This is a genomic window from Kordiimonas sp., from assembly GCF_048260245.1.
In the GTDB taxonomy this organism is placed as follows: domain Bacteria; phylum Pseudomonadota; class Alphaproteobacteria; order Sphingomonadales; family Kordiimonadaceae; genus Kordiimonas.
In genome coordinates this window covers 1-19,307 of the sequence record NZ_JBLXGZ010000027.1, presented here as the reverse complement: position 1 = coordinate 19,307, position 19,307 = coordinate 1, and the positions used below count along the sequence as shown (strand labels likewise).

Here is a 19,307-nt window from a genome sequence, read left to right as displayed (position 1 = left end):
GCCACCCTTCGTTTTTAGAGTCGACATGCCGGGTAAACGCGGGCATGGGGTGTCTCTGAGAAGAAAATCGTGGTGACCAGATGCCTGCTTGCGCTTGGGCCATGTTCTTTTTATGATCGCCGCCAAATCCCGCGCGGTCAGGTGATGATTTTTAGCTAAGTCGCTGCGGCAGAAGTGATTTATTGAAAGGGTTTTTGATGTCGGTTCGTTTTGCGCTTTTGGCGGTGGTGGCTTTCACATTGGCCGCCTGTAACAGAAGTCCGCTTGAGGTTGTTGTCTCGCGCTGCCCTGCCGTTGCGGTTGTGGGCGATATGAATACCCTGACGAAGTTTAAGGGCGAAGGACGCTCCACCGATGATGTAATGTACACAGCCTCTATTATGGACGTGATTTCATCGTGTACCGAAGAAGAAGCAGTCGATTCCCGCGTAGAATTTTCCGTTGGCGCGACGGCTGGCCCGGCGTTTTCGGGGCGCGAGATCACCCTGCCATATTTCGTGGCGATCCTGAAAGATAACAGCCAGATCGTCTCCAAGGAAGTATTTGAGGTTACCCTGCGCTTTGACAGCAAGGGCTTCGCCCGCTCGAAGGAAGTGGTAACGCAACATATCCCAACCATTGCCCAGGCCCGGCGCTATAATTATGAAGTGCTGCTCGGCTTCCAGATGGATGCACAGGACGTTGTGTTTAACATGGAGCGGTAGGACCCATGCCATTTGTGAGGCGGGTTTGAGGAAGGGGCCACAGGGCCCCTTTTTAATTGCTTGTAGTGTTCCTTCGCGATTGACTCCGGGCCCTGTCTCCTGCATATGATCGCGGCACATCAGGTCACGCATCAGCCCCTTAGGGGTTTGCTGCATCGCCTGTGCGGGAGAGATTGGCTGCGGGGTAACCCGAAAGTCAGCGCCGAAGGAGCAACCGCCCCGGAAACTCTCAGGCAAAAGGACCGCACGGCTACGTGACCCTCTGGAAAGCAGCACCGCCTCGTGCGTTGCTCACCGACGGGGTAAGCCGGGTTGCATTTGTAGCTCTGGTCAAATCTCTCAGGTACCGTGACAGAGGGGGCTTGACGCCGGTCTTGACTGGCAGATTGCTTATGCGGAGGCCGCCCTGATGACTGACGACACACTTCTCAAGACCCCCCTTTATGATTTACACGTCGCCCAAGGTGGCAAGATGGTGCCGTTCGCTGGTTATTCCATGCCAGTGCAGTATCCGCTGGGCATCATGAAAGAACATGAATTCACGCGCGAGAAGGCTGGGCTTTTTGATGTGTCGCACATGGGGCAATGTTTCATTCACTCAAAAGACGGGTCTGACCCTGCGGCAGCCATTGAAAAGCTGATGCCTGGTGCCCTGCAGGTGCTTAAGCCCGGCAAGATGCGTTATACGTTGCTGCTCAATGAAGACGGCGGCATTGAAGATGACCTGATGGTTACCCGCACCCATGACGCGGACGGCAAGCTGTATGTGGTGGTTAACGCCGCCTGCAAAGACAAAGACTATGACATTCTTGAAGAGAAACTTGGCCACCTGATCACGGTTGAGCCACTTGAAGACCGTGGGCTTATCGCGCTGCAGGGCCCTAAGGCAGTTGCCGTGCTGGCAGAGCTGGCGCCCGAAGTGGCTGACCTCGGCTTCATGGAAGCAACCGCTGTCACGCTTGAAGGCGTGGTGTGCTGGGTGTCGCGCTCAGGCTACACAGGCGAAGACGGCTACGAAATTTCTGTGCCCGAAAGCGAAGCCAAAGCACTGGCCGAACGTCTTTTGCGCTCGGACGATGTTGAGCTTATTGGCCTTGGTGCACGTGACAGCCTGCGGCTTGAGGCAGGCCTGTGCCTTTCTGGCCATGATTTTGACGCAACCATCAGCCCGGTAGAAGCTGGTGTTACATTCGCGCTGGGTAAAAAGCGCCGCGAGGATGGTGATTTCGCCGGTGCGGCGCGCATCCTGAAGGAACTCAGTGAAGGCCCATCCAAGGTTCGGGTTGGCCTCAAGCCATCCGGGCGTGCGCCAGCGCGTGAAGGTACCCCGATCGCAGACGCGGACGGCAACGAGATCGGGACTGTTACATCGGGCGGTTTTGGCCCCACGGTTGGTGGCCCGGTAGCGATGGGTTTTGTTCCCAAGGCATTTGCCGATGAGGGAACAGAAGTGCAGTTGATGATCCGCGGCAAGGCGCATGCCGCCGTAGTCGCAAAAACACCGTTTATTGAGCAGCGCTACGTGCGCAAAAAAGCATCTTAAGCCTGGATTTATGGAGGATAGGCCCATGATTAAGTTCACTGAAGAGCATGAATGGCTGGAAGTGGAAGGCGATGTCGCCACCGTTGGTATTACCGACTATGCACAAAACGCATTGGGCGATGTTGTGTTTGTCGAATTGCCTGAAGTGGGCGCGACCTACGACAAGGGCGACGAAGTTGCCGTTGTAGAATCTGTCAAAGCTGCCAGCGAAGTGTATGCACCACTTGCGGGTGACATCGTTGAGGTCAACGAGGCACTTGAGGGGGAACCTGCACTTGTGAACACAGCGGCGCTTGACGCTGGCTGGTTCTTTAAAATGAAGCTCGCTGACGTTGGCGACCTTGACGACCTGATGGACGAGACGGCCTATAACGAGTTCGTCGAAGGCCTCGAGTAAAGACTGTTTGGCGCTGGCCGGGAAGAACCCGCGCCAGCGTTTTCTCTATGGCGGCCCATTACACGCAACCGGGGCCGCTTGACTTAAGGAGTTGGGTGCATGCGCTATCTGCCGCTGACGGCCGCTGACCGGCAATCCATGCTGGAAAAAATCGGCGTCCGCCATATTGATGATCTTTTCAAGGACGTGCCAAACGCCGTCCTGAACCCGGAAATTGACCTGCCGCGCCATAAGGCAGAGATGGAGGTCGAGCGCCACCTCTCACGCATGGCTGGCAAAAACACGGCCGCAGGCAGTGTGCCCTTTTTTGTGGGGGCTGGCGCCTATAAGCACCATGTGCCAGCAAGCGTTGACCACCTGATCCAGCGCGGTGAATTTCTGACGGCTTATACGCCCTATCAGCCCGAAATCGCCCAAGGCACCCTTCAGTATATCTTTGAATTCCAGACCCAGGTCGCGCAACTGACCGGCATGGATGTGGCGAATGCATCGATGTATGACGGCTCCACGGCCTGTGCCGAGGCTGTGCTGATGGCACGCCGCGTGACACGGCGAAAAAAGGCCATCATGGCTGGCAGCTTGCACGCGCACTACCGTGCGGTGGTGGAAACGACCACGCAATACACCGAAGACGTAATCGTGGCGCAGAAACCCAACCCCGCAGACCCCGAAGCCGAGTTGAAGGCCGTTATCGACGCGATCGACGACGAGACAAGCTGTGTTGTGGTGCAGAACCCGGGTGTGTTTGGTCATGTGCTTGATCTGCGGCCGGTGGCCGAAGCAGCGCACGCCAAAAAGGCGCTGCTGATCGTTGTCGTGACTGAGGTAATGAGCCTTGGTCTGATCCAGAGTCCGGGTGAGATGGGCGCAGACATTGTGGTTGGCGAAGGCCAAAGCATCGGTAACGGCCTGAACTTCGGCGGACCGTATGTTGGCCTGTTTGCTACCAATCAGAAATATGTGCGGCAGATGCCGGGCCGCCTTTGTGGCCAGACAGTGGACGCAGACGGCAAGCGCGGTTTTGTGCTGACACTCTCGACCCGCGAGCAGCATATCCGCCGCGAGAAAGCGACGTCGAACATTTGTACCAACGCTGGCCTTTGCGCGCTGGCCTTCACCATTCACATGACGCTACTGGGCGAAAAAGGCCTGCGCGGGGTGGCGAAAGTAAACCACCGTAACGCCATAGCGCTGCGCGGCGCGGTGCAAAGCGTGAGCGGTGTTGAGGTGCTGACACATGCCTTTTTCAACGAGATCGCGGTCAAGCTACCGAAGGCCGCAGCAAGCGTTGTTGATGCATTGGCCGAGCGGGGCGTGCTGGCGGGCGTGCCTGCGTCACGCCTCTATGCGGGTGACGGGCTTGACGATGTGCTGATCATGGCGGCAACCGAGACCGTAACAGCGGACGATATTGACGTGCTCAAGGGCGCGCTTGGGGAGGTGCTCTAATGGCGATGAATAGTCAGGGCCGTCCAACGGCTGCAACAGGCGGCAGTGATGGCACGCAGTTTGAAAGTTTTTCAGGGCATGTAGGGCTGCGCCTTGCCGAGCCACTCATTTTTGAACTGGGCACGACCGAGACCACAGGCGTGGATTTTGAAGATACGAGCGATCTTGAGCTTTCCTGCGGTGGACTTGAACGCAAAAGCGAGATCGGTTGCCCAGGCCTCGCGGAACCGGACACAGTACGCCATTACACGCGCCTGAGCCGCCGTAACTATGGCATTGATATGGGTGTGTTCCCGCTTGGGTCATGCACCATGAAGCATAACCCGCGCCTTAACGAGAAAATGGCGCGTCTGCCGGGCTTTGGTGATATCCACCCACTGGCTCCTAAAGGTACGGTGCAGGGCGCATATCAGTTGATGGATGAGCTAAGCCACTGGCTGATGACATTGACCGGCATGCCCGCCGTAGCCCTCAGCCCCAAGGCCGGGGCGCATGGTGAGTTGTGTGGCGTGATGGCCATCCGCGCGGCGCTTGAAGCCCGCGGTGATGCGCGAGAGGTAGTCCTGTGCCCCGAATCGGCGCATGGCACTAACCCGGCAACGGCAGCATTCTGCGGTTACAAGGTGAAGTCGATCCCGGCGAAGGATAATGGCCGTGTTGACCTCGAGGCGCTCAAGGCTGCGCTTGATGACACCGTTGCGGCGGTGATGATCACCAACCCGAATACCTGTGGCTTGTTTGAAAATGAAGTGCGTGAAATCGCGGATGAGATTCACAAAGCCGGCGCCTTCTTCTATTGCGATGGCGCCAACTTTAACGCTATCGTTGGCAAGGCGCGCCCAGGTGATCTCGGTGTGGATGCCATGCACATCAACCTGCACAAAACCTTCTCAACCCCCCATGGCGGTGGTGGGCCGGGCTCTGGGCCGGTGGTCTTCTCCGACGCGCTCAAGGACTTTGTTCCAGTGCCATATGTCGTAAAAACGGACGGCGGCTTTGACATTGTGGAAGATCAGACAGGCAAATCCTTTGGCCGACTGACAGCTTTTCAGGGACAGATGGGCATGTATGTGCGCGCTCTTTCCTATATGCTGAGCCATGGTTCGGACGGTCTAAAGCAGGCGTCTGAGGATGCGGTGCTGAACGCCAACTATGTGCTGGCTTCGCTGAAGGACGTGATGAGCGCTTCTTATGAGGGGCCGTGCATGCACGAAGCCTTGTTTGACGATCGCTTCCTTAAGGATACTGGCGTGACCACACTCGATTTCGCCAAAGCCATGATCGACGAAGGCTATCATCCGATGACCATGTACTTCCCGCTGGTGGTGCACGGTGCCATGCTGATTGAGCCGACGGAAAGTGAAAGCAAGACCAACATGGACCAGTTTATCCGCTCCATGCGCGGTCTCGCGGAAGCGGCGAAAGCAGGTGAGGTTGAGCGTTTTGAGGGTGCACCTTATCACGCACCGTGGAGCCGCCTTGACGAAACACAAGCTGCGCGCCAGCCGATCCTGCGCTTCGCAGCAGAATAATTCGGGCGTAAGCCTTTGAGAGAATTGCAGAACCACTCGCAAATGTCGCGGGTGGTTTTGTACTTTCAGGCCAGTTTCCTTCTTGGTCCGTTAACCCTTTGGTGATAGCGTATGGCCGCGATGAGGGAGGAGTATCTGTGAGCAAGCGTATTCTCGTTGTTGATGACTCGGCAACCATGCGGGATTTGCTGATCCGTTACCTGCAGGGTAGCGATAATATGGTCGCGGGCGCTGACAGCGGCGCACAGGCGCTGGATCTGCTTAAAACTGAGCGCTATGATGTGATTGTCACAGACCTCGCCATGCCAGAGCTGGATGGCTTTGGCCTTATCCGCGTAATTTCAGAGCTGGAGTGGGACCCGTCGGTTATCTTGCTTACCGGGCATGATGCCCGCACACTTCAGGCCGCCAAGGAACTGGCGCTGGCCTACAGCATCAACCTTTTGGGTACACTCACGAAACCGGTCGACAAGGATATGTTGCTGCATATGTTGAGCGATGTCGCCGACACCCGTACACAGGGCCGCACGGGAACTGAAACTGTGTTGGCAGAGAGCGAATTTATGCGCGGGCTTATGACCGACGGCCTGTCGCCGGTTTTTCAGCCAAAAATTGATCTCAGGACAGGCAAGCTTGCAGGGGCTGAGGTTTTTGCGCGTTGGCGCGCGCCAAATGGCGGTTATCTTGGCGCGGGTGCTGTGATCAAGGCGGCGCAAGAAAAGGGCCATATGGATGTGCTGACCTACCGTATGCTGGAACTGGCGATGCAGCAGCAGGGCAGGTGGCGGAAGCAGGGGCTTGAGGTCGCGCTGTCTATCAATGTCGCGAGCGACAATATTCGCAAGCCGGATTTTGCCGATGTCGTGACGGGCCTTGCTGAACAGTTTGAAGTTGATCCCGGCATGGTGCGCCTTGAGGTGACCGAGGCCGACCTCGACGTAGATGTACGCGTACCACTTGAAGTGCTGTCAAGGTTGAACTTGCGCGGTTTTGGCCTGTCGCTGGATGATTTCGGCACCGGTTTTGCCTCGCTCATGCGGCTTAAAACTATCCCGTTTGATGAGATCGTGGTCGACCGCATGTTTATCAGTCGGGCCGGGGAAGATGAGACCGCGCGTATTATTCTCCAGTCTGCGATCGAGCTTTCTCACAAGCTTGAATTGCGTTGCACCTGTGAAGGTGTTGAGACGGAAGAACAGCTTAAAATTGTCCGTGCGCTGGGGGCCGATTATGCACAAGGTTATCTTCTGGCCAAGCCGATGACAGCGGATGAATTCCTTATCTGGTTTGAGGATTACAGGGACGGGGTGATCACAATCCCGGGCCTTGATAGCTAGTCAGCCTCTGGCACCTTTGAAAAACAGCCGCACCGCATCGTCGCGGAACTGACGCATCTGCTCATCACCAAAGGGGCTATCGCTCAGGATGCCACTAAGCGGTGCCACCACAAACGGATAAACCAACATTCCCATGATAAGCACTGTGTGGCGCAGGTCATCTGCGTCTGCGCGCATGCGCCCGCCAGCCTTCTCATGGGCAAATAAGCTCAGCCATTTGGCGAGTATGCGCGGCGCAAAAGCAGCGACAAAATGATCCCGCAGGTGGCCGCTTTCCATAATCACCTCGCGGATTAGCAGGTGCGGTATCCAGCGCCGTCCCAACAGGTGATCATGGAAGGTGATGACCCATTCTTCCAGCGTGGAGGGCTGATCCAACTTTTCAATAAGGGGCGTGAAGGCCGCGTCAAACACAGCCTGCAGCAGCCCGTCCTTCCCACCGAAATAATAGTGTACCATCGCAGGTGTCACATCAGCGGCTTTCGCCAGTTCAGGAATTTTGGCGGCGACGTAGCCGCGCTGCGAAAAAATCGGTCCGGCCGCTTCGATCAGGCGTTTGCGGCGGTCTTCGCTATTATCTTTCGGGCGGCCTGCGCGGCGACGTTTGGGTTCGTATGTGCTCATGGATTTTAAATTAATTGACTAATTAATTAATATCAAGCATATAATGCATGACCCGAGTCCTTCAGCGAGGAAAATCGGCACGTCGTCACAAGCACCGCAAAGGTGCGGAAACCAGAAGGGGTAAAAGTGCCGCATATAAAGCTGCGCCATCTTTCTGTTCCCTATAAGAAAGGCCGGTAATGAGGGTTGTCCGTTTTCTGATTGTGCTTTTCATCGCAAGCTCCGTTGCCGCAGCCGCATGGTATATGAAGAGGCTGGAGACGGACGGTGCGATATATCCAGGTTATGTCGAAGGCGAGTATATCGAGCTGTCTGCGCCGGTTTCCGGGGCACTTGCTTCCTTAAATGTTGCGCGAGGCCAACGGGTCGAGGCTGGGGCAAATGTGTTCTCCCTTGATAGAACCACCGCGCTGGCGGATATCGCACAGGCAGAAGCCAGCGCCGAGCGCGCTCGGGCTGAACTCGCTGACCGCCGCAAAGGCGCTCGGACAGAAGAGCTCGAGGTGAGACTTGCCGAGATACGCGAGGCAGAGGCAGCGTTTTTGAACGCGGGGCAAGACCTCAAACGCCAACAGGAACTAACTGGTAGTGCAGCATTTGTGCAGGCGGGGTTTGATGACGCGCAAGCGGCTTATGATCAGGCCAGTGCAAGACTTGCGGCGCTCCGACAGTCGTTTGAAGTGGCGAATCTGCCAGCACGGCAGGACCAGCTAAACGCTGCACAGCAAGCTGTAAAGGAGGCTGAAGCCATTGTGGCCAAGGCAAACAGACGGCTGCTGGAACTCTCCCCCGTTGCGCCGGTGCAGGCGCTTGTGCTGGATACATACTTTCTGCCGGGCGCATGGGTGCCGGCCAATAAGTCGGTTGTTACTTTGTTGCCTGACGATAAGCGCAAGTTACGCTTTTTTGTGCCGGAGGCGGATATCTCCAAAATCAGTATCGGGCAGTCCATGGCCTTCATATGCGATGGCTGCGAGGCAGGCTTGCGCGCCAGTGTGAGCTATATTGCGCCTGAAGCTGAATATACCCCTCCGGTGATTTATTCAGCGGATAGCCGGGAGAAGCTTGTTTTCCTCATTGAAGCGCAACCTGAAAGTGGTGTGATATTACCTGTGGGCATTCCCATTGAAGTGGAGCGGGTAAAATGAACGCGGGGCCAGAACTCGCGATTGATGTTTCAGGCCTTGTAAAAACGTTTGCAGGACGCCGGGTTGTCGACGGATTTTCCCTAAAGATCCCCAAGGGCAGGATTTTTGGCTTTTTAGGCCCCAATGGCAGCGGCAAGACAACAACGCTGCGTATGCTCTGTGGCTTGCTGACACCGGACGAGGGTAGCGGCACCTGCCTCGGGCTTGATCTCAGGGGCGAGGCGCCGCTGATCAAGCGTCAGACAGGCTACATGACCCAAAAGTTCAGCCTGTATGAAGACCTGACTATCCGCGAAAATCTTGATTTTGTTGCCCGCCTGTACGAGATGGACAACCTTACAAGCCGTGTGGATACGGCGCTTAAGGACCTCGGCCTTTGGGCGCGCCGCAACCAGTTGACCGGCACGCTTTCCGGTGGCTGGAAACAGCGGCTGGCGCTCAGTGCCTGCATCATACACGAGCCACGGCTTCTGCTTCTCGATGAACCTACTGCCGGGGTTGACCCCAAGGCGCGACGTGAATTCTGGGATGAAATTCACACCCTTGCAGGCGAGGGCATCACTGTCCTTGTGTCCACCCACTATATGGATGAGGCCGAGCGCTGCCATGAGATTGTCTATATAGCCTACGGCAAGCTTCTTGCGTCGGGCACGGCGGAAGAAATTATAAAGGACACCGAGCTTTATACATGGCGTGCCTATGGGCGCGAGGCTGACAAGCTTGCAGGGCGGCTACGGGGGCAGGACGGTGTGGCGTCCGCAGTTGCTTTTGGCGCCAAACTACACGTGAGCGGTACAGATGAGGCCGCGCTTGAAAAAGCGATCGCGCCATACAGGAATGGGCCTGACATTACGTGGGAACGTACAAGCCCCACCCTCGAAGATGTATTCATTCACCTGACAACAGGCTCGAAGGATAACTTCGAATGAGACGGCTTCTTTCCTTCACGCGCCTTGGTGCCATGCTGATGAAAGAGTTCAACCACATGCGGCGTGACCGCACGACGCTCGGCATGATGATTGGTGTACCGCTTATCCAGCTTATTTTGTTTGGGTATGCCATTAACACAGATCCAAAAGCGCTACCAACCGCGATCTATTCTGCGGAAAGTACGATATACACCCGGTCATTTACGGCGGCTCTTGTCAATACGGGCTATTTCGAGATTGTCACACAGGCGGACGGCGCCGCCGTCGACCGTATGCTCAGGCGGGGGCAGGTGCAGTTTGCGGTGACGATACCGCCAAACTTTTCGCGTGATCTTGTGCTTGGCAAGCGACCTGCTATTCTTGTGGAGGCAGACGCAACAGATCCGGTGGCTACTGGCAGCGCGATCAGTGCCTTGCAGCAGATCACGGCAAGAGCGCTCACACGTGACCTGAAAGGGGTGAGTGGTAGCCCGCACGAACCCGAGCCCTCTTTTGAGGTGATTGTGCATCGGCGCTATAACCCGGAGAATATCACGCAGTATAATATCGTGCCGGGCCTTATGGGCGTGGTGCTCACCATGACCCTTGTCATGATCACCGGCCTTGCTGTCACGCGGGAGCGTGAACGCGGCACGATGGAGAACCTGTTGTCGATGCCTGTTCGTCCGGCGGAGGTAATGCTGGGCAAGATCACGCCCTATGTCATTGTCGGCTACGTGCAGGCGGCAATAATTCTGGTGGCGGCGGCATTTCTGTTCGGCGTGCCGGTGGAGGGCAGTGTTGGTTTGCTCTCGCTTGCGACGATCTTTTTCATGATCGCGAACCTGGCGGTAGGGTTTACTTTTTCCACTATCGCCCAAAACCAGTTGCAGGCGGTGCAGATGACCTTTTTCTTCTTCCTGCCATCGCTCTTGCTGTCCGGTTTCATGTTCCCGTTTCGTGGCATGCCCCTGTGGGCACAGGTCCTGGGGGAGGCTTTACCGCTTACGCATTTCCTGCGTATTGCGCGCGGTATCCTGCTGAAGGGGAGTGGGTTTGCCGATATCGGAGCTGACATGCTGGGCATTCTGGCATTCCTGATTATCGCAGTGGCTATTGCTATGACACGGTACCGTCAAACTCTCGACTAGTTATTGCATATGCAATAATATTTATATATGAATCTAGCTATATCAGTGCTTTAGGGAGTGATGTATGCAGCCTCATGATAACATCCCGTTGCCGGACTACCGCGAATATGCGCCCGATGAAATGCGTGTGCGAGCCGCCGATTTTCTCGCGGATATTCGCCGCCGACATTCTGTGCGGGAGTTTTCCGACCGAGCAGTACCGCGCGAGGTCATCGAGGATTGTATCAGGGCAGCAGGCACGGCACCGAGTGGGGCCAACCACCAACCCTGGCATTTTGCGTTGATTGGTAACCCGGACATTAAGGCAAAAGTGCGCCTTCGTGCGGAACAGGAAGAGCGCGGTTTTTATGACGGGGGTAAAGCCGGTGATGAATGGCTTGATGCCCTTGCGCCGCTCGGTACTGATGCCAGCAAACCATATCTTGAACAGGCGCCGTGGCTTATTGCAATCTTTGCGCAGCGGCGGGGCGGGATAGAGACAGGCATGACGCGCAAGAACTATTATGTCGCGGAATCTGTGGGCATTGCGACCGGCTTTCTTATTACCGCGCTCCATAACGCCGGGCTCGCCACCCTCACGCATACACCCAAGCCGATGAATTTCCTCAACGAGATATGTGCAAGGCCTGAGCATGAACGCGCCTATATTCTGCTGGTGGCAGGTTATCCGGCGGCAGGTGCAACCATTCCGGTGCATTCTACGATTAAAAAACCATTTGAGGATATTGTCACAATCCTTTGATGGCGGCTATCGGTTGCCTTTCCTGTACCAGCGGATCAGCTCTTTCTGGTCTGCGGGCAGTTCAACGCCTTGCCGCTGCTGGTCCAGCGCATATTGTGCCATGAGTTGTTCGGCTTTGCTTTCGATCCGCGCCAGCATGTCACAAAGCAGGGCTTTCTCGTCCTGGCTCAATACGTCGTCCAGAAGGTTGGCGCGGTTCTCAATCACACTGACGATCTTGCCATAGACGACTTCACCTTCGGCCGTGAGCACGAGGTTTTTTGCCTTTTTGCTTGTGGGTGCTGGCTCAAAGTCAACCAGCTCCGCTTTCCGGAGTGCTGTTACCGCACGGCTGACTGTATAGCTGTCCATGCGGCTTTGGTATGCGATGTCAGCGGATTTGATCGGCATATAGGAGCCGATATTGATCAATACCCGCATTTCCCGCACGTCAAGATCGACATATTGCCGGACACTCAGGTCCCTGTTCAGCGCGAGAAGGTTGCTTGCGGTCGCGATGCGGAATGGCACATGCGACATCAGGTCCAGCGGGTCCTGAAGTCGTTCCGTCAGCGTAAAATAACGCTTCCGTGCAGGCGGTAAATCAAATTTTTTCATGGATCTTTTGTATCAGCGCTTTTTCGCTTTTCAAAGCGATGTTTTCGCAAGTCAATATTGGTATCTCACTGTAATTATTGATTTTCTATTGGTCTGCGCAAGGGTTGACGTCGCGCTATCATTGATATTGTTCTCTTTTTGTTCTTGTGGTATAATGGACATATGGAAACAGGTAGAAGACATATCAGTTCGGAGGGGCGAGACGCGGCGATGAGCCAGCCATCGCCGTGGTTGGCACGGGGGCGTGGCGCTGTGTCAAATGCAAGCGGGCGGTTTGAGAAGCTTTCGCGGGAGCGGGTGGATGACGGTTGGTTATCAGACATCCCGGAGACGTCGATAAAAACCGAGGTACAGGAAGAACATGCCAAACACATCCTCGCGCGCAACAAGTCGCCGGATATCCCGTTCGACCGCTCGGTCAATCCTTACCGGGGTTGTGAACATGGTTGCGTATATTGTTTTGCGCGCCCAACCCATGCCTTTATGGGGCTGTCAGCAGGGCTGGATTTTGAAACAAAATTGTTCGCTAAACCCAATGCGGCTGAACTTCTCAAGCAGGAAATCGGCAAAAAGGGCTATCAGGTGAAACCCATTGCCATGGGCACTAATACCGACCCTTATCAGCCGATAGAAAAAGACCATCGTATCACACGGGAAGTCTTGAAGGTGCTGTATGAACACCGGCACCCGGTAACCATCCTTACAAAATCCCGTCTGGTGGTACGCGACATGGATATCCTCGTGCCGATGGCGGAGATGGGGCTTGTGCGCGTGGCGCTTTCGGTTACCACGCTTGACCGAAAGCTGGCCCGAGCACTTGAGCCGCGTGCAAGCGCACCCGTGAGGCGTCTGGATGCCATCAAGCTGTTATCTGATGCGGGAGTGCCGACAGGTATGATGTTTGCGCCGGTGATCCCCGCGCTTAATGACCATGAGATGGAGGAGGTATTAGCGGCTTCCGCGCATGCGGGCGCGCGCTATGCCAATTATATCCTCTTGCGCCTGCCGCTTGAGCTTGGTGGCTTGTTTGAGGAATGGCTTGAGGAGCATTACCCGGACCGGAAGACGCGTGTGCTGGGCAGGTTGCGTAACATGCGGGACGGCAAGGTCAATGACGCGCGCTTCCGCCACCGGATGAAGGGTAAAGGTCTTGAAGCCGAACTGATGGACCAGCGTTTTCGCAATCTGTGTCGCCGCCTGAAACTGAACCCGGATCGGGAAGCGCTGGACGTAAGCCAGTTCCGTGCTCCGGTGCTCCGTGGTGGCCAGTTCAATCTGTTTGACAAAACTTCAGCCCACTAAAAAGGCCGGGTTGTTCCCGGCCTTTTCTTTTTTGCTTACGGCGTCTCGCGTCAGCCGTTTTCATCCATGCTGAACAGTTCCGCATTGCCGCCAACGGCTGCGGTATTGATGGTCAGGGAATGTTCGGCCGCAAAACGGAAAAGATAGTGTGGCCCGCCAGCCTTGGGTCCCGTGCCTGAAAGGCCTTCGCCCCCAAAGGGCTGAACACCTACAACAGCACCAACCATGTTGCGGTTGATGTAGGTGTTGCCGATGCGGGTTTTCTCAAACAGTTCCTGCCAGCGGCTTTCAAGGCGCGAATGCAATCCGAACGTGAGGCCGTATCCCGTTCGGCGGATTTGCGCCAGCACGTCATCAATTGCCCCTGACTTGAAGCGGATCACATGCAGGACAGGGCCAAACTGCTCGTCCTCAAGTTGGCTGAGGCTTTCGAGCTCAAAGATGCGCGGTGCGAGGAAGGTGCCGTCTTTGGTGTCTTCGCCCAGCTCTGCTGAGGCGATCAACTTGGCTTCTTTTTCCATACGTTCGCAGTGCTCGGCCAGCCTGTCGCGGGCCTCTTCGTCAATAATCGGGCCGACGTCTGTAGTGAGAAGTGCCGGGTTGCCCACAACACGCTCCTTCAGCGCCCCCTTCAGCATCGCAATCACCCTGTCTGCCACACTGTCCTGCACAAACAGGACACGAAGCGCGGAACAGCGCTGTCCGGCAGAACCGAAGGCAGACTGGATGACATCATCTGCAACCTGCTCAGGCAAGGCGGTGCTGTCGACAATCATGGCGTTCTGACCGCCGGTTTCCGCGATGAGCGGAACGATGGCCCCGTCCCGGTCTGCGAGCGCGCGATTGATGATTTTAGCTGTTGCGGTGGAGCCGGTAAAAGCCACGCCCGCAATGCGATCATCCGCCACAAGCGGTGCAGCAACCTTTGATCCTTCACCCAGGATAAGATGCAATACGTCCACCGGCACGCCCGCCTCATGAAAGATTTTCACCACATGGTAAGCAACCAGCGGGGTTTGTTCTGCGGGCTTGGCGACCACGGCGTTACCGGCGGCCAGCGCCGCAGCAACCTGACCTGCAAAAATAGCCATCGGGAAGTTCCAAGGGGCAATACACAGGAAAGTACCACGCCCACCCAGAAACAGACGGTTACGTTCGCCCGTTGGCCCGGGCAACACCACGGGCCCTGCAAAATGCTGCTCCGCGCGGGCGGCATAATAGCGGCAGAAATCGACGGCTTCGCGAACTTCCGCAATGACATCGCTGAGGGTCTTGCCGGCTTCACGTACAAGAAGGTCGGTGAAAAGATCGCGGTTTTCCTCAAGCTTGTCACCGACTGCCCTGAGGATTTCGCCGCGCTTTGCACCGCCGAGGCGGTTCCAGTCCCACTGTGCGGCTTCGGACTTGGTGATCGCGGCTTCAAGGTCTTCTTCACGAGCGTCGCGTACGGTGCCCACCACTTGCTTGGTGTTTGCCGGGTTGATCACTTTATTCTGCTCTCCGCCAACATCCTTGCCGCCGATGATACAGGCGGCTTTATATACGGTACCAGCCTGGCGGGCGAGCGCGTCGGCAAGCGGCGCGGATTGCGAGCGGTCATATAGATTGCAGCCACGAGAGTTTTTGCGCTCATCGCCATATATGTCCTCGGGCTTGGCAATAAGTGTGTGCCTTAGCGCTGGCGCCATTTTGATTGAGCTGATCGGGTCACCAGCGACCTCTTCCACTGGCACATCTGCATCCATGAACCGGTTCACGAAGCTGGAGTTTGCGCCGTTTTCAAGCAGGCGACGTACCAGATAGGGCAGCAGGTCTTCATGTAAGCCCACGGGTGCATAGGTGCGCGTGCGGATAGGCTTGCCGGCCACGCGGCCCGCCGCTTTGTACAGGAGCGACCCCATGCCATGCAACTTCTGGAACTCATACCGTTTGTCACCTGCCATCTCTGCGATAGCCGCGATTGTGTGTGCGTTGTGGGTGGCAAACTGAGGGTAGATCGCATCCTGTGCTTCAAGCATGCGGGCTGCGCAATAGATATAGCTGATATCCGTTGCCTGCTTGCGAGTGAATACCGGGTAGTCCTCAAGCCCCAACTCCTGCGCGTGCTTGATTTCGGTGTCCCAATAGGCGCCTTTGACCAGACGTACAGCAAACTTGCGACCACTTTCGCGGGCGAGGTGCACAAGCCAGTCGATTACATAAGGCGCGCGTTTCTGATAGGCCTGCACGGCAAGGCCAAGGCCCTCCCACCCATTGAGCGCGCTGTCTTGTGCAAGTTTTTCGATAATACGCAGGGAAATTTCCAGCCGGTCAGCTTCTTCCGCATCGATGGTCAACTGAATGTCGTAGGACTTGGCCTGTGCTGCCAACTCTTTTACGCGCGGTAGCAGTTCGTCCATCACGCGCTCTTCGTTTACCTCATCATAGCGGGGGTGCAGGGCAGACAGCTTGATGGAAATACTCGAGCGGTCGTGCGGGTCTTTGCCGTCTTCCTTCGTCGCTTTGCCAACTGCATCAATGGCATCTTTGTACAGCTCGAAATAGCGGTCGGCTGTTTCCATGGTGCGCGCACCTTCGCCGAGCATATCGAAGCTCATCATCTTGCTTTCGGCGGGCTGTTTGCTCTGGCGCGTCAGGCCTTCCTTGATGGTCCGGCCAAAGACAAATTGTTTGCCCATGATCTTCATTGCCTGCATCACGGCCTTGCGGATGACGGGCTCGCCGGTACGGGAGACAAGCGATGTCATCCATTTTCCGGGATTTTTGGTGATGGCGCGGTCAAGGCGTACCACTTCACCTGTCAGCATCAATGCCCATGTGGATGCATTGACAAACAGGCTGTCTGAATGGCCCTTGTGCGACGCCCAGTTGCCAGATTTTATTTTTTCGGCAATCAGTTTGTCCTGTGTCTCTACATCTGGAATGCGCAGCAGAGCTTCGGCGAGGCACATAAGCGCAACGCCCTCCTGGTTGGAAAGGCCAAATTCGGCAAGAAATGCGTCGAGGGAGCCTTGTGCTTCCTTCATCGCCCGCGACTGCGCAACGATAGCGGAGGCTTTGACCACGATCTCTTCACGGGCTTCCGTGTTTAAGGGAAAGTTTTCGATGAGCGACTGTACAGCGGCTGTCTCATCTGCGAGGAATGCGTTATTAATAGCAGCCAGTGCCGTCACACGGTTATGTGCAGGCGCGGGGCTTATGCGAAGCTTGGCCATATTTGGCTCCTTCTACCACACTTCGATTATAGATTACTTCTCAATCCACGCTTGGATCTAAATCCCCCTTAACGACAAAAAAATGCGCGGAGAAGCATAATTTATGTTGCGCTGCAACAAAGGCTGAAAACCACAGTTTAGCAAATGCCGGGTTCACCATCGGCAAGTGTGGCCTGTGCCGATTTTACAATGATTCTCTTTAGAACATACAAAAGGGGCCACACGTTGGCAGCCCCTTGACGATTTGATGTAATGTTTGGTGTTTACGCTAAATTGGTCAGCATGTCCTTGGTATAGGGCAGTATGTTATCATGCTGTTCTTCCGCTACCTTTTTGACCCAGTCAGGGTTGGCAATCAGGGCGCGCCCCACAGCGACAAGGTCAAATTCATTGTTGGCCATACGGGATACGAGTTGCTCCAGGCTTGCGGGCTGGGCTTCGGCGAAGCCTGCGGTGCCTTCCTCGGTAAAGGCGGCATCCAAGCCGACGCTGCCAACTGTGATCGTTGGTTTGCCTGTCAGTTTCTTGGTCCAACCGGCCAGATTGAGGTCACTGCCTGAGAACTCGGGTTCCCAGAAACGACGCGTGGAGCAATGGAAAATATCCACACCCGCATCGACCAGCGGTTCAAGGAATTGCTCTAACTCAAGCGGGTTGCCCGCAAGTTTGGCGTTATAGTCCTGCATTTTCCACTGAGACCAGCGTAATATGATAGGAAAGTCTGCACCCACACGGGCACGGATCGCTTTGACAATTTCTGTCGCGAACCGGGTGCGTTCAACTGCGTTACCGCCCCACTTGTCGCTCCGTTCGTTAAGGTCACCCCAGAAAAACTGATCGATCAGATAACCGTGAGCGCCGTGAATCTCGACACCGTCCATGCCAACGGCTTTGGCATCTTCGGCTGCCTGCGCGAAAGCGTCAATGACGTCTGCGATATCTTGTTCTGTCATCTCGTGGCATTTTTTCTTGCCTTTGGCGACCATGCCCGATGGCCCGTAGCCGGGTACATCCGGGTCAGGCTCAACGCCTGGGCGGCGTACGGCGCCCACATGCCAAAGTTGCGGCATGATTTTGCCACCTTCTGCATGGACAGCCTCAGCCACCTTTCTCCAGCCCTCAAGCGCTTCTTTACCATAGAAAAAGGGCACATTCGGATAGCCGCTGGCCGCTTTGTGGCCTACGCAGGTTCCCTCGGTAATGATAAGGCCAACGTCGCCCGCCGCGCGCTTGCGGTAATATTCAACATTCAGATCGTTCGGTATATTGCCCGGAGAGAAGGTGCGCGTCATCGGCGCCATTACAACACGGTTTTCAAGGTGCAGGCTCTTGAAGTCAAATGGTTTGAAAAGCGGTGCAGCACTAGCTGTCATCAATACATCCTTCGCTTTGCCGGACACGCCGGCGGTAATATGGCTCGTGCAAGAGTTAGGGCCTGATGATCTGCTTTCAAGTCCTTTGCGTACGGAAGGAGCGTTCACGCTTGCGTCAGGCCCTTTTGTTTATGTGTCGCGCGGGATATATGTGGGGTAATCAATTTGTTTAGGAGGAGGCGCTAATGCAATTTAAATCACTTCTGGCCGCCGCGGCCATATTTTTGGCGGGAGCCCCTGCCAGCGCAGACGGCGAGCAATCCCTGCATGATTTTACCGTTACATCAATTGAGTATACGGACATGCCTCTTTCCCAGTATCAGGGAAAGGCTGTGTTGCTCGTGAACACAGCGTCCTATTGCGGCTACACTCCTCAATATAAAGGGCTGCAGGCACTTTGGGAACAATACCGCGATGAAGGCCTTGTCGTCGTTGGCGTGCCAGCCAATGACTTTGGCGATCAGGAGCCGGGCAATGAGAAGAATATCAAAAACTTCTGCAAGGTGAATTTTCAGGTAGATTTTCCCATGACCAAAAAAATGGTCGTTAAGGGCGGGCCTGAAAACGCGCCGGTTTACGAATGGCTTGCGCAGGAAATGGGTGACGAAAGCCGCCCAAAATGGAACTTCCATAAGTATCTGATCGATAAAAACGGCCATCCGGTCGCGTATTTCTCCAGCAAGGTAAAGCCGGGGTCAGATGAGCTGAAAGCCGCCGTGGAAAGAGCTCTAAGCGCTTCAGGCCGGTGACTGCGCGTCAAGTTAAGTGGTAAAGAGATGGGTAGCCTGAATGGGCTGCCCTTTCGAAATGATGTGCTCTCCTGCACCTGGGCCGAACATCAGATCCTTCATTTCGGCCATTGCGGTGATAAGGGTTTCTTCAAAATCGCCCGGCGCACCGAGCAGGATCAGGCCTGACCCTTTCATACCGTGACCGGCGATATCTTCAGGCGCCATAAGCTGTGACTCAAATGCCGAAGTGCCACCAAGCGCCAGCAGGGAACGCACCATCTGTTTATGCCGCCCGTCAGCGAGGATTGGATACCACACGAGGTAGGTCGCTGATGACCAGTTGTTGAGCGCCCGCATTATAGTGCGGGTCACGTCGTGGTATTCTGTTTTGAGTTCATAAGGTGGGTCGACCAGCACAACACCGCGCAGGTGGTGTGGTTTTGTCAGCCTGGCAATAAATTCCAGCCCGTCGGTTTTGCGCATTTCAATGGATTTGAAATGGCTTAGATTATCAAGCAGATGCTGAAATTCGCCGGGGTGTAGCTCAGTCAGGA

At 55.6% G+C, this 19,307-nt stretch carries 17 protein-coding genes and 1 riboswitch; of the genes, 12 read left to right on the top strand and 5 right to left on the bottom strand.

The window, feature by feature from the left end; all coding sequences use genetic code 11:
- The first annotated feature begins 197 nt into the window (after positions 1-197).
- The 6 genes from ACN0VM_RS13185 (at position 198) to ACN0VM_RS13160 (ending at position 6,962) form a co-directional block, all read left to right on the top strand.
- The gene (locus tag ACN0VM_RS13185) at positions 198-704 is read left to right on the top strand and encodes a hypothetical protein (protein ID WP_417451355.1); all 507 of its coding nucleotides are present in this window, start codon (positions 198-200) and stop codon (positions 702-704) included.
- 154 nt (positions 705-858) lie between these two features.
- Positions 859-959: riboswitch (glycine riboswitch) on the top strand.
- A 154-nt stretch (positions 960-1,113) separates the two neighbouring features.
- The gene (gene gcvT, locus ACN0VM_RS13180) at positions 1,114-2,247 is read left to right on the top strand and encodes a glycine cleavage system aminomethyltransferase GcvT (RefSeq protein WP_417451354.1); all 1,134 of its coding nucleotides are present in this window, start codon (positions 1,114-1,116) and stop codon (positions 2,245-2,247) included.
- Positions 2,248-2,272: 25 nt separating this feature from the next.
- On the top strand, positions 2,273-2,644 hold the full coding sequence (gcvH, locus tag ACN0VM_RS13175) for a glycine cleavage system protein GcvH (RefSeq protein ID WP_417451353.1): 372 nt from the start codon (positions 2,273-2,275) through the stop codon (positions 2,642-2,644).
- A gap of 99 nt (positions 2,645-2,743) precedes the next feature.
- Entirely contained in the window at positions 2,744-4,093 is a 1,350-nt protein-coding gene (gene gcvPA, locus ACN0VM_RS13170; protein WP_417451352.1) for an aminomethyl-transferring glycine dehydrogenase subunit GcvPA, read from the top strand.
- Positions 4,093-5,625 carry an aminomethyl-transferring glycine dehydrogenase subunit GcvPB gene (gene gcvPB, locus ACN0VM_RS13165; RefSeq protein WP_417451351.1) on the top strand — a complete coding sequence of 511 codons (1,533 nt, stop codon included), beginning with the start codon at positions 4,093-4,095 and terminating at the stop codon, positions 5,623-5,625. The genes gcvPA and gcvPB overlap by 1 nt, the downstream gene beginning before the upstream one ends.
- Before the next feature lie 137 nt (positions 5,626-5,762).
- The gene (locus ACN0VM_RS13160) at positions 5,763-6,962 is read left to right on the top strand and encodes an EAL domain-containing protein (protein ID WP_417451350.1); all 1,200 of its coding nucleotides are present in this window, start codon (positions 5,763-5,765) and stop codon (positions 6,960-6,962) included.
- Here the strand turns inward: ACN0VM_RS13160 and ACN0VM_RS13155 are convergent, their stop codons facing one another.
- A complete protein-coding gene (locus tag ACN0VM_RS13155; RefSeq protein WP_417451349.1) occupies positions 6,963-7,586 on the bottom strand; it encodes a TetR/AcrR family transcriptional regulator in 624 nt (207 codons plus the stop codon).
- 179 nt (positions 7,587-7,765) lie between these two features.
- Between ACN0VM_RS13155 and ACN0VM_RS13150 the strand changes: the two genes are divergently transcribed.
- From ACN0VM_RS13150 to ACN0VM_RS13135, 4 genes are all read left to right on the top strand, one after another.
- Positions 7,766-8,734: an HlyD family secretion protein gene (locus ACN0VM_RS13150; RefSeq protein WP_417451348.1), complete on the top strand. Its 969-nt coding sequence runs from the start codon at positions 7,766-7,768 to the stop codon at positions 8,732-8,734.
- Positions 8,731-9,663 carry an ABC transporter ATP-binding protein gene (locus ACN0VM_RS13145; RefSeq protein ID WP_417451347.1) on the top strand — a complete coding sequence of 311 codons (933 nt, stop codon included), beginning with the start codon at positions 8,731-8,733 and terminating at the stop codon, positions 9,661-9,663. Before ACN0VM_RS13150 ends, ACN0VM_RS13145 begins: the two co-directional genes overlap by 4 nt.
- Positions 9,660-10,793 carry an ABC transporter permease gene (locus tag ACN0VM_RS13140; RefSeq protein ID WP_417451346.1) on the top strand — a complete coding sequence of 378 codons (1,134 nt, stop codon included), beginning with the start codon at positions 9,660-9,662 and terminating at the stop codon, positions 10,791-10,793. The genes ACN0VM_RS13145 and ACN0VM_RS13140 overlap by 4 nt, the downstream gene beginning before the upstream one ends.
- A gap of 64 nt (positions 10,794-10,857) precedes the next feature.
- Positions 10,858-11,535, top strand: coding sequence for a nitroreductase family protein (locus ACN0VM_RS13135; protein ID WP_417451345.1), 678 nt, complete (start codon positions 10,858-10,860; stop codon positions 11,533-11,535).
- A 6-nt stretch (positions 11,536-11,541) separates the two neighbouring features.
- On the opposite strand, the gene ACN0VM_RS13130 is transcribed toward ACN0VM_RS13135, so the two are convergent.
- Positions 11,542-12,132, bottom strand: coding sequence for a MarR family winged helix-turn-helix transcriptional regulator (locus tag ACN0VM_RS13130; RefSeq protein WP_417451344.1), 591 nt, complete (start codon positions 12,130-12,132; stop codon positions 11,542-11,544).
- A gap of 210 nt (positions 12,133-12,342) precedes the next feature.
- Between ACN0VM_RS13130 and ACN0VM_RS13125 the strand changes: the two genes are divergently transcribed.
- The gene (locus tag ACN0VM_RS13125) at positions 12,343-13,434 is read left to right on the top strand and encodes a PA0069 family radical SAM protein (RefSeq protein WP_417451343.1); all 1,092 of its coding nucleotides are present in this window, start codon (positions 12,343-12,345) and stop codon (positions 13,432-13,434) included.
- A 50-nt stretch (positions 13,435-13,484) separates the two neighbouring features.
- Here ACN0VM_RS13125 and putA read toward each other — a convergent pair whose 3' ends face one another.
- Complete coding sequence (gene putA / locus ACN0VM_RS13120) at positions 13,485-16,649, bottom strand: bifunctional proline dehydrogenase/L-glutamate gamma-semialdehyde dehydrogenase PutA (protein WP_417451342.1); 3,165 nt, start codon at positions 16,647-16,649, stop codon at positions 13,485-13,487.
- 263 nt (positions 16,650-16,912) lie between these two features.
- Positions 16,913-18,022 carry an NADH:flavin oxidoreductase gene (locus tag ACN0VM_RS13115; protein ID WP_417451341.1) on the bottom strand — a complete coding sequence of 370 codons (1,110 nt, stop codon included), beginning with the start codon at positions 18,020-18,022 and terminating at the stop codon, positions 16,913-16,915.
- Between the two features lie 185 nt (positions 18,023-18,207).
- Between ACN0VM_RS13115 and ACN0VM_RS13110 the strand changes: the two genes are divergently transcribed.
- Positions 18,208-18,771, top strand: a complete 564-nt coding sequence (locus ACN0VM_RS13110; RefSeq protein WP_417451340.1) for a glutathione peroxidase — start codon at positions 18,208-18,210, stop codon at positions 18,769-18,771.
- 12 nt (positions 18,772-18,783) lie between these two features.
- Here ACN0VM_RS13110 and rlmJ read toward each other — a convergent pair.
- Positions 18,784-19,307, bottom strand: a 524-nt coding sequence (gene rlmJ, locus ACN0VM_RS13105) for a 23S rRNA (adenine(2030)-N(6))-methyltransferase RlmJ (RefSeq protein ID WP_417451339.1), incomplete at its 5' end; no start/stop codon positions are given.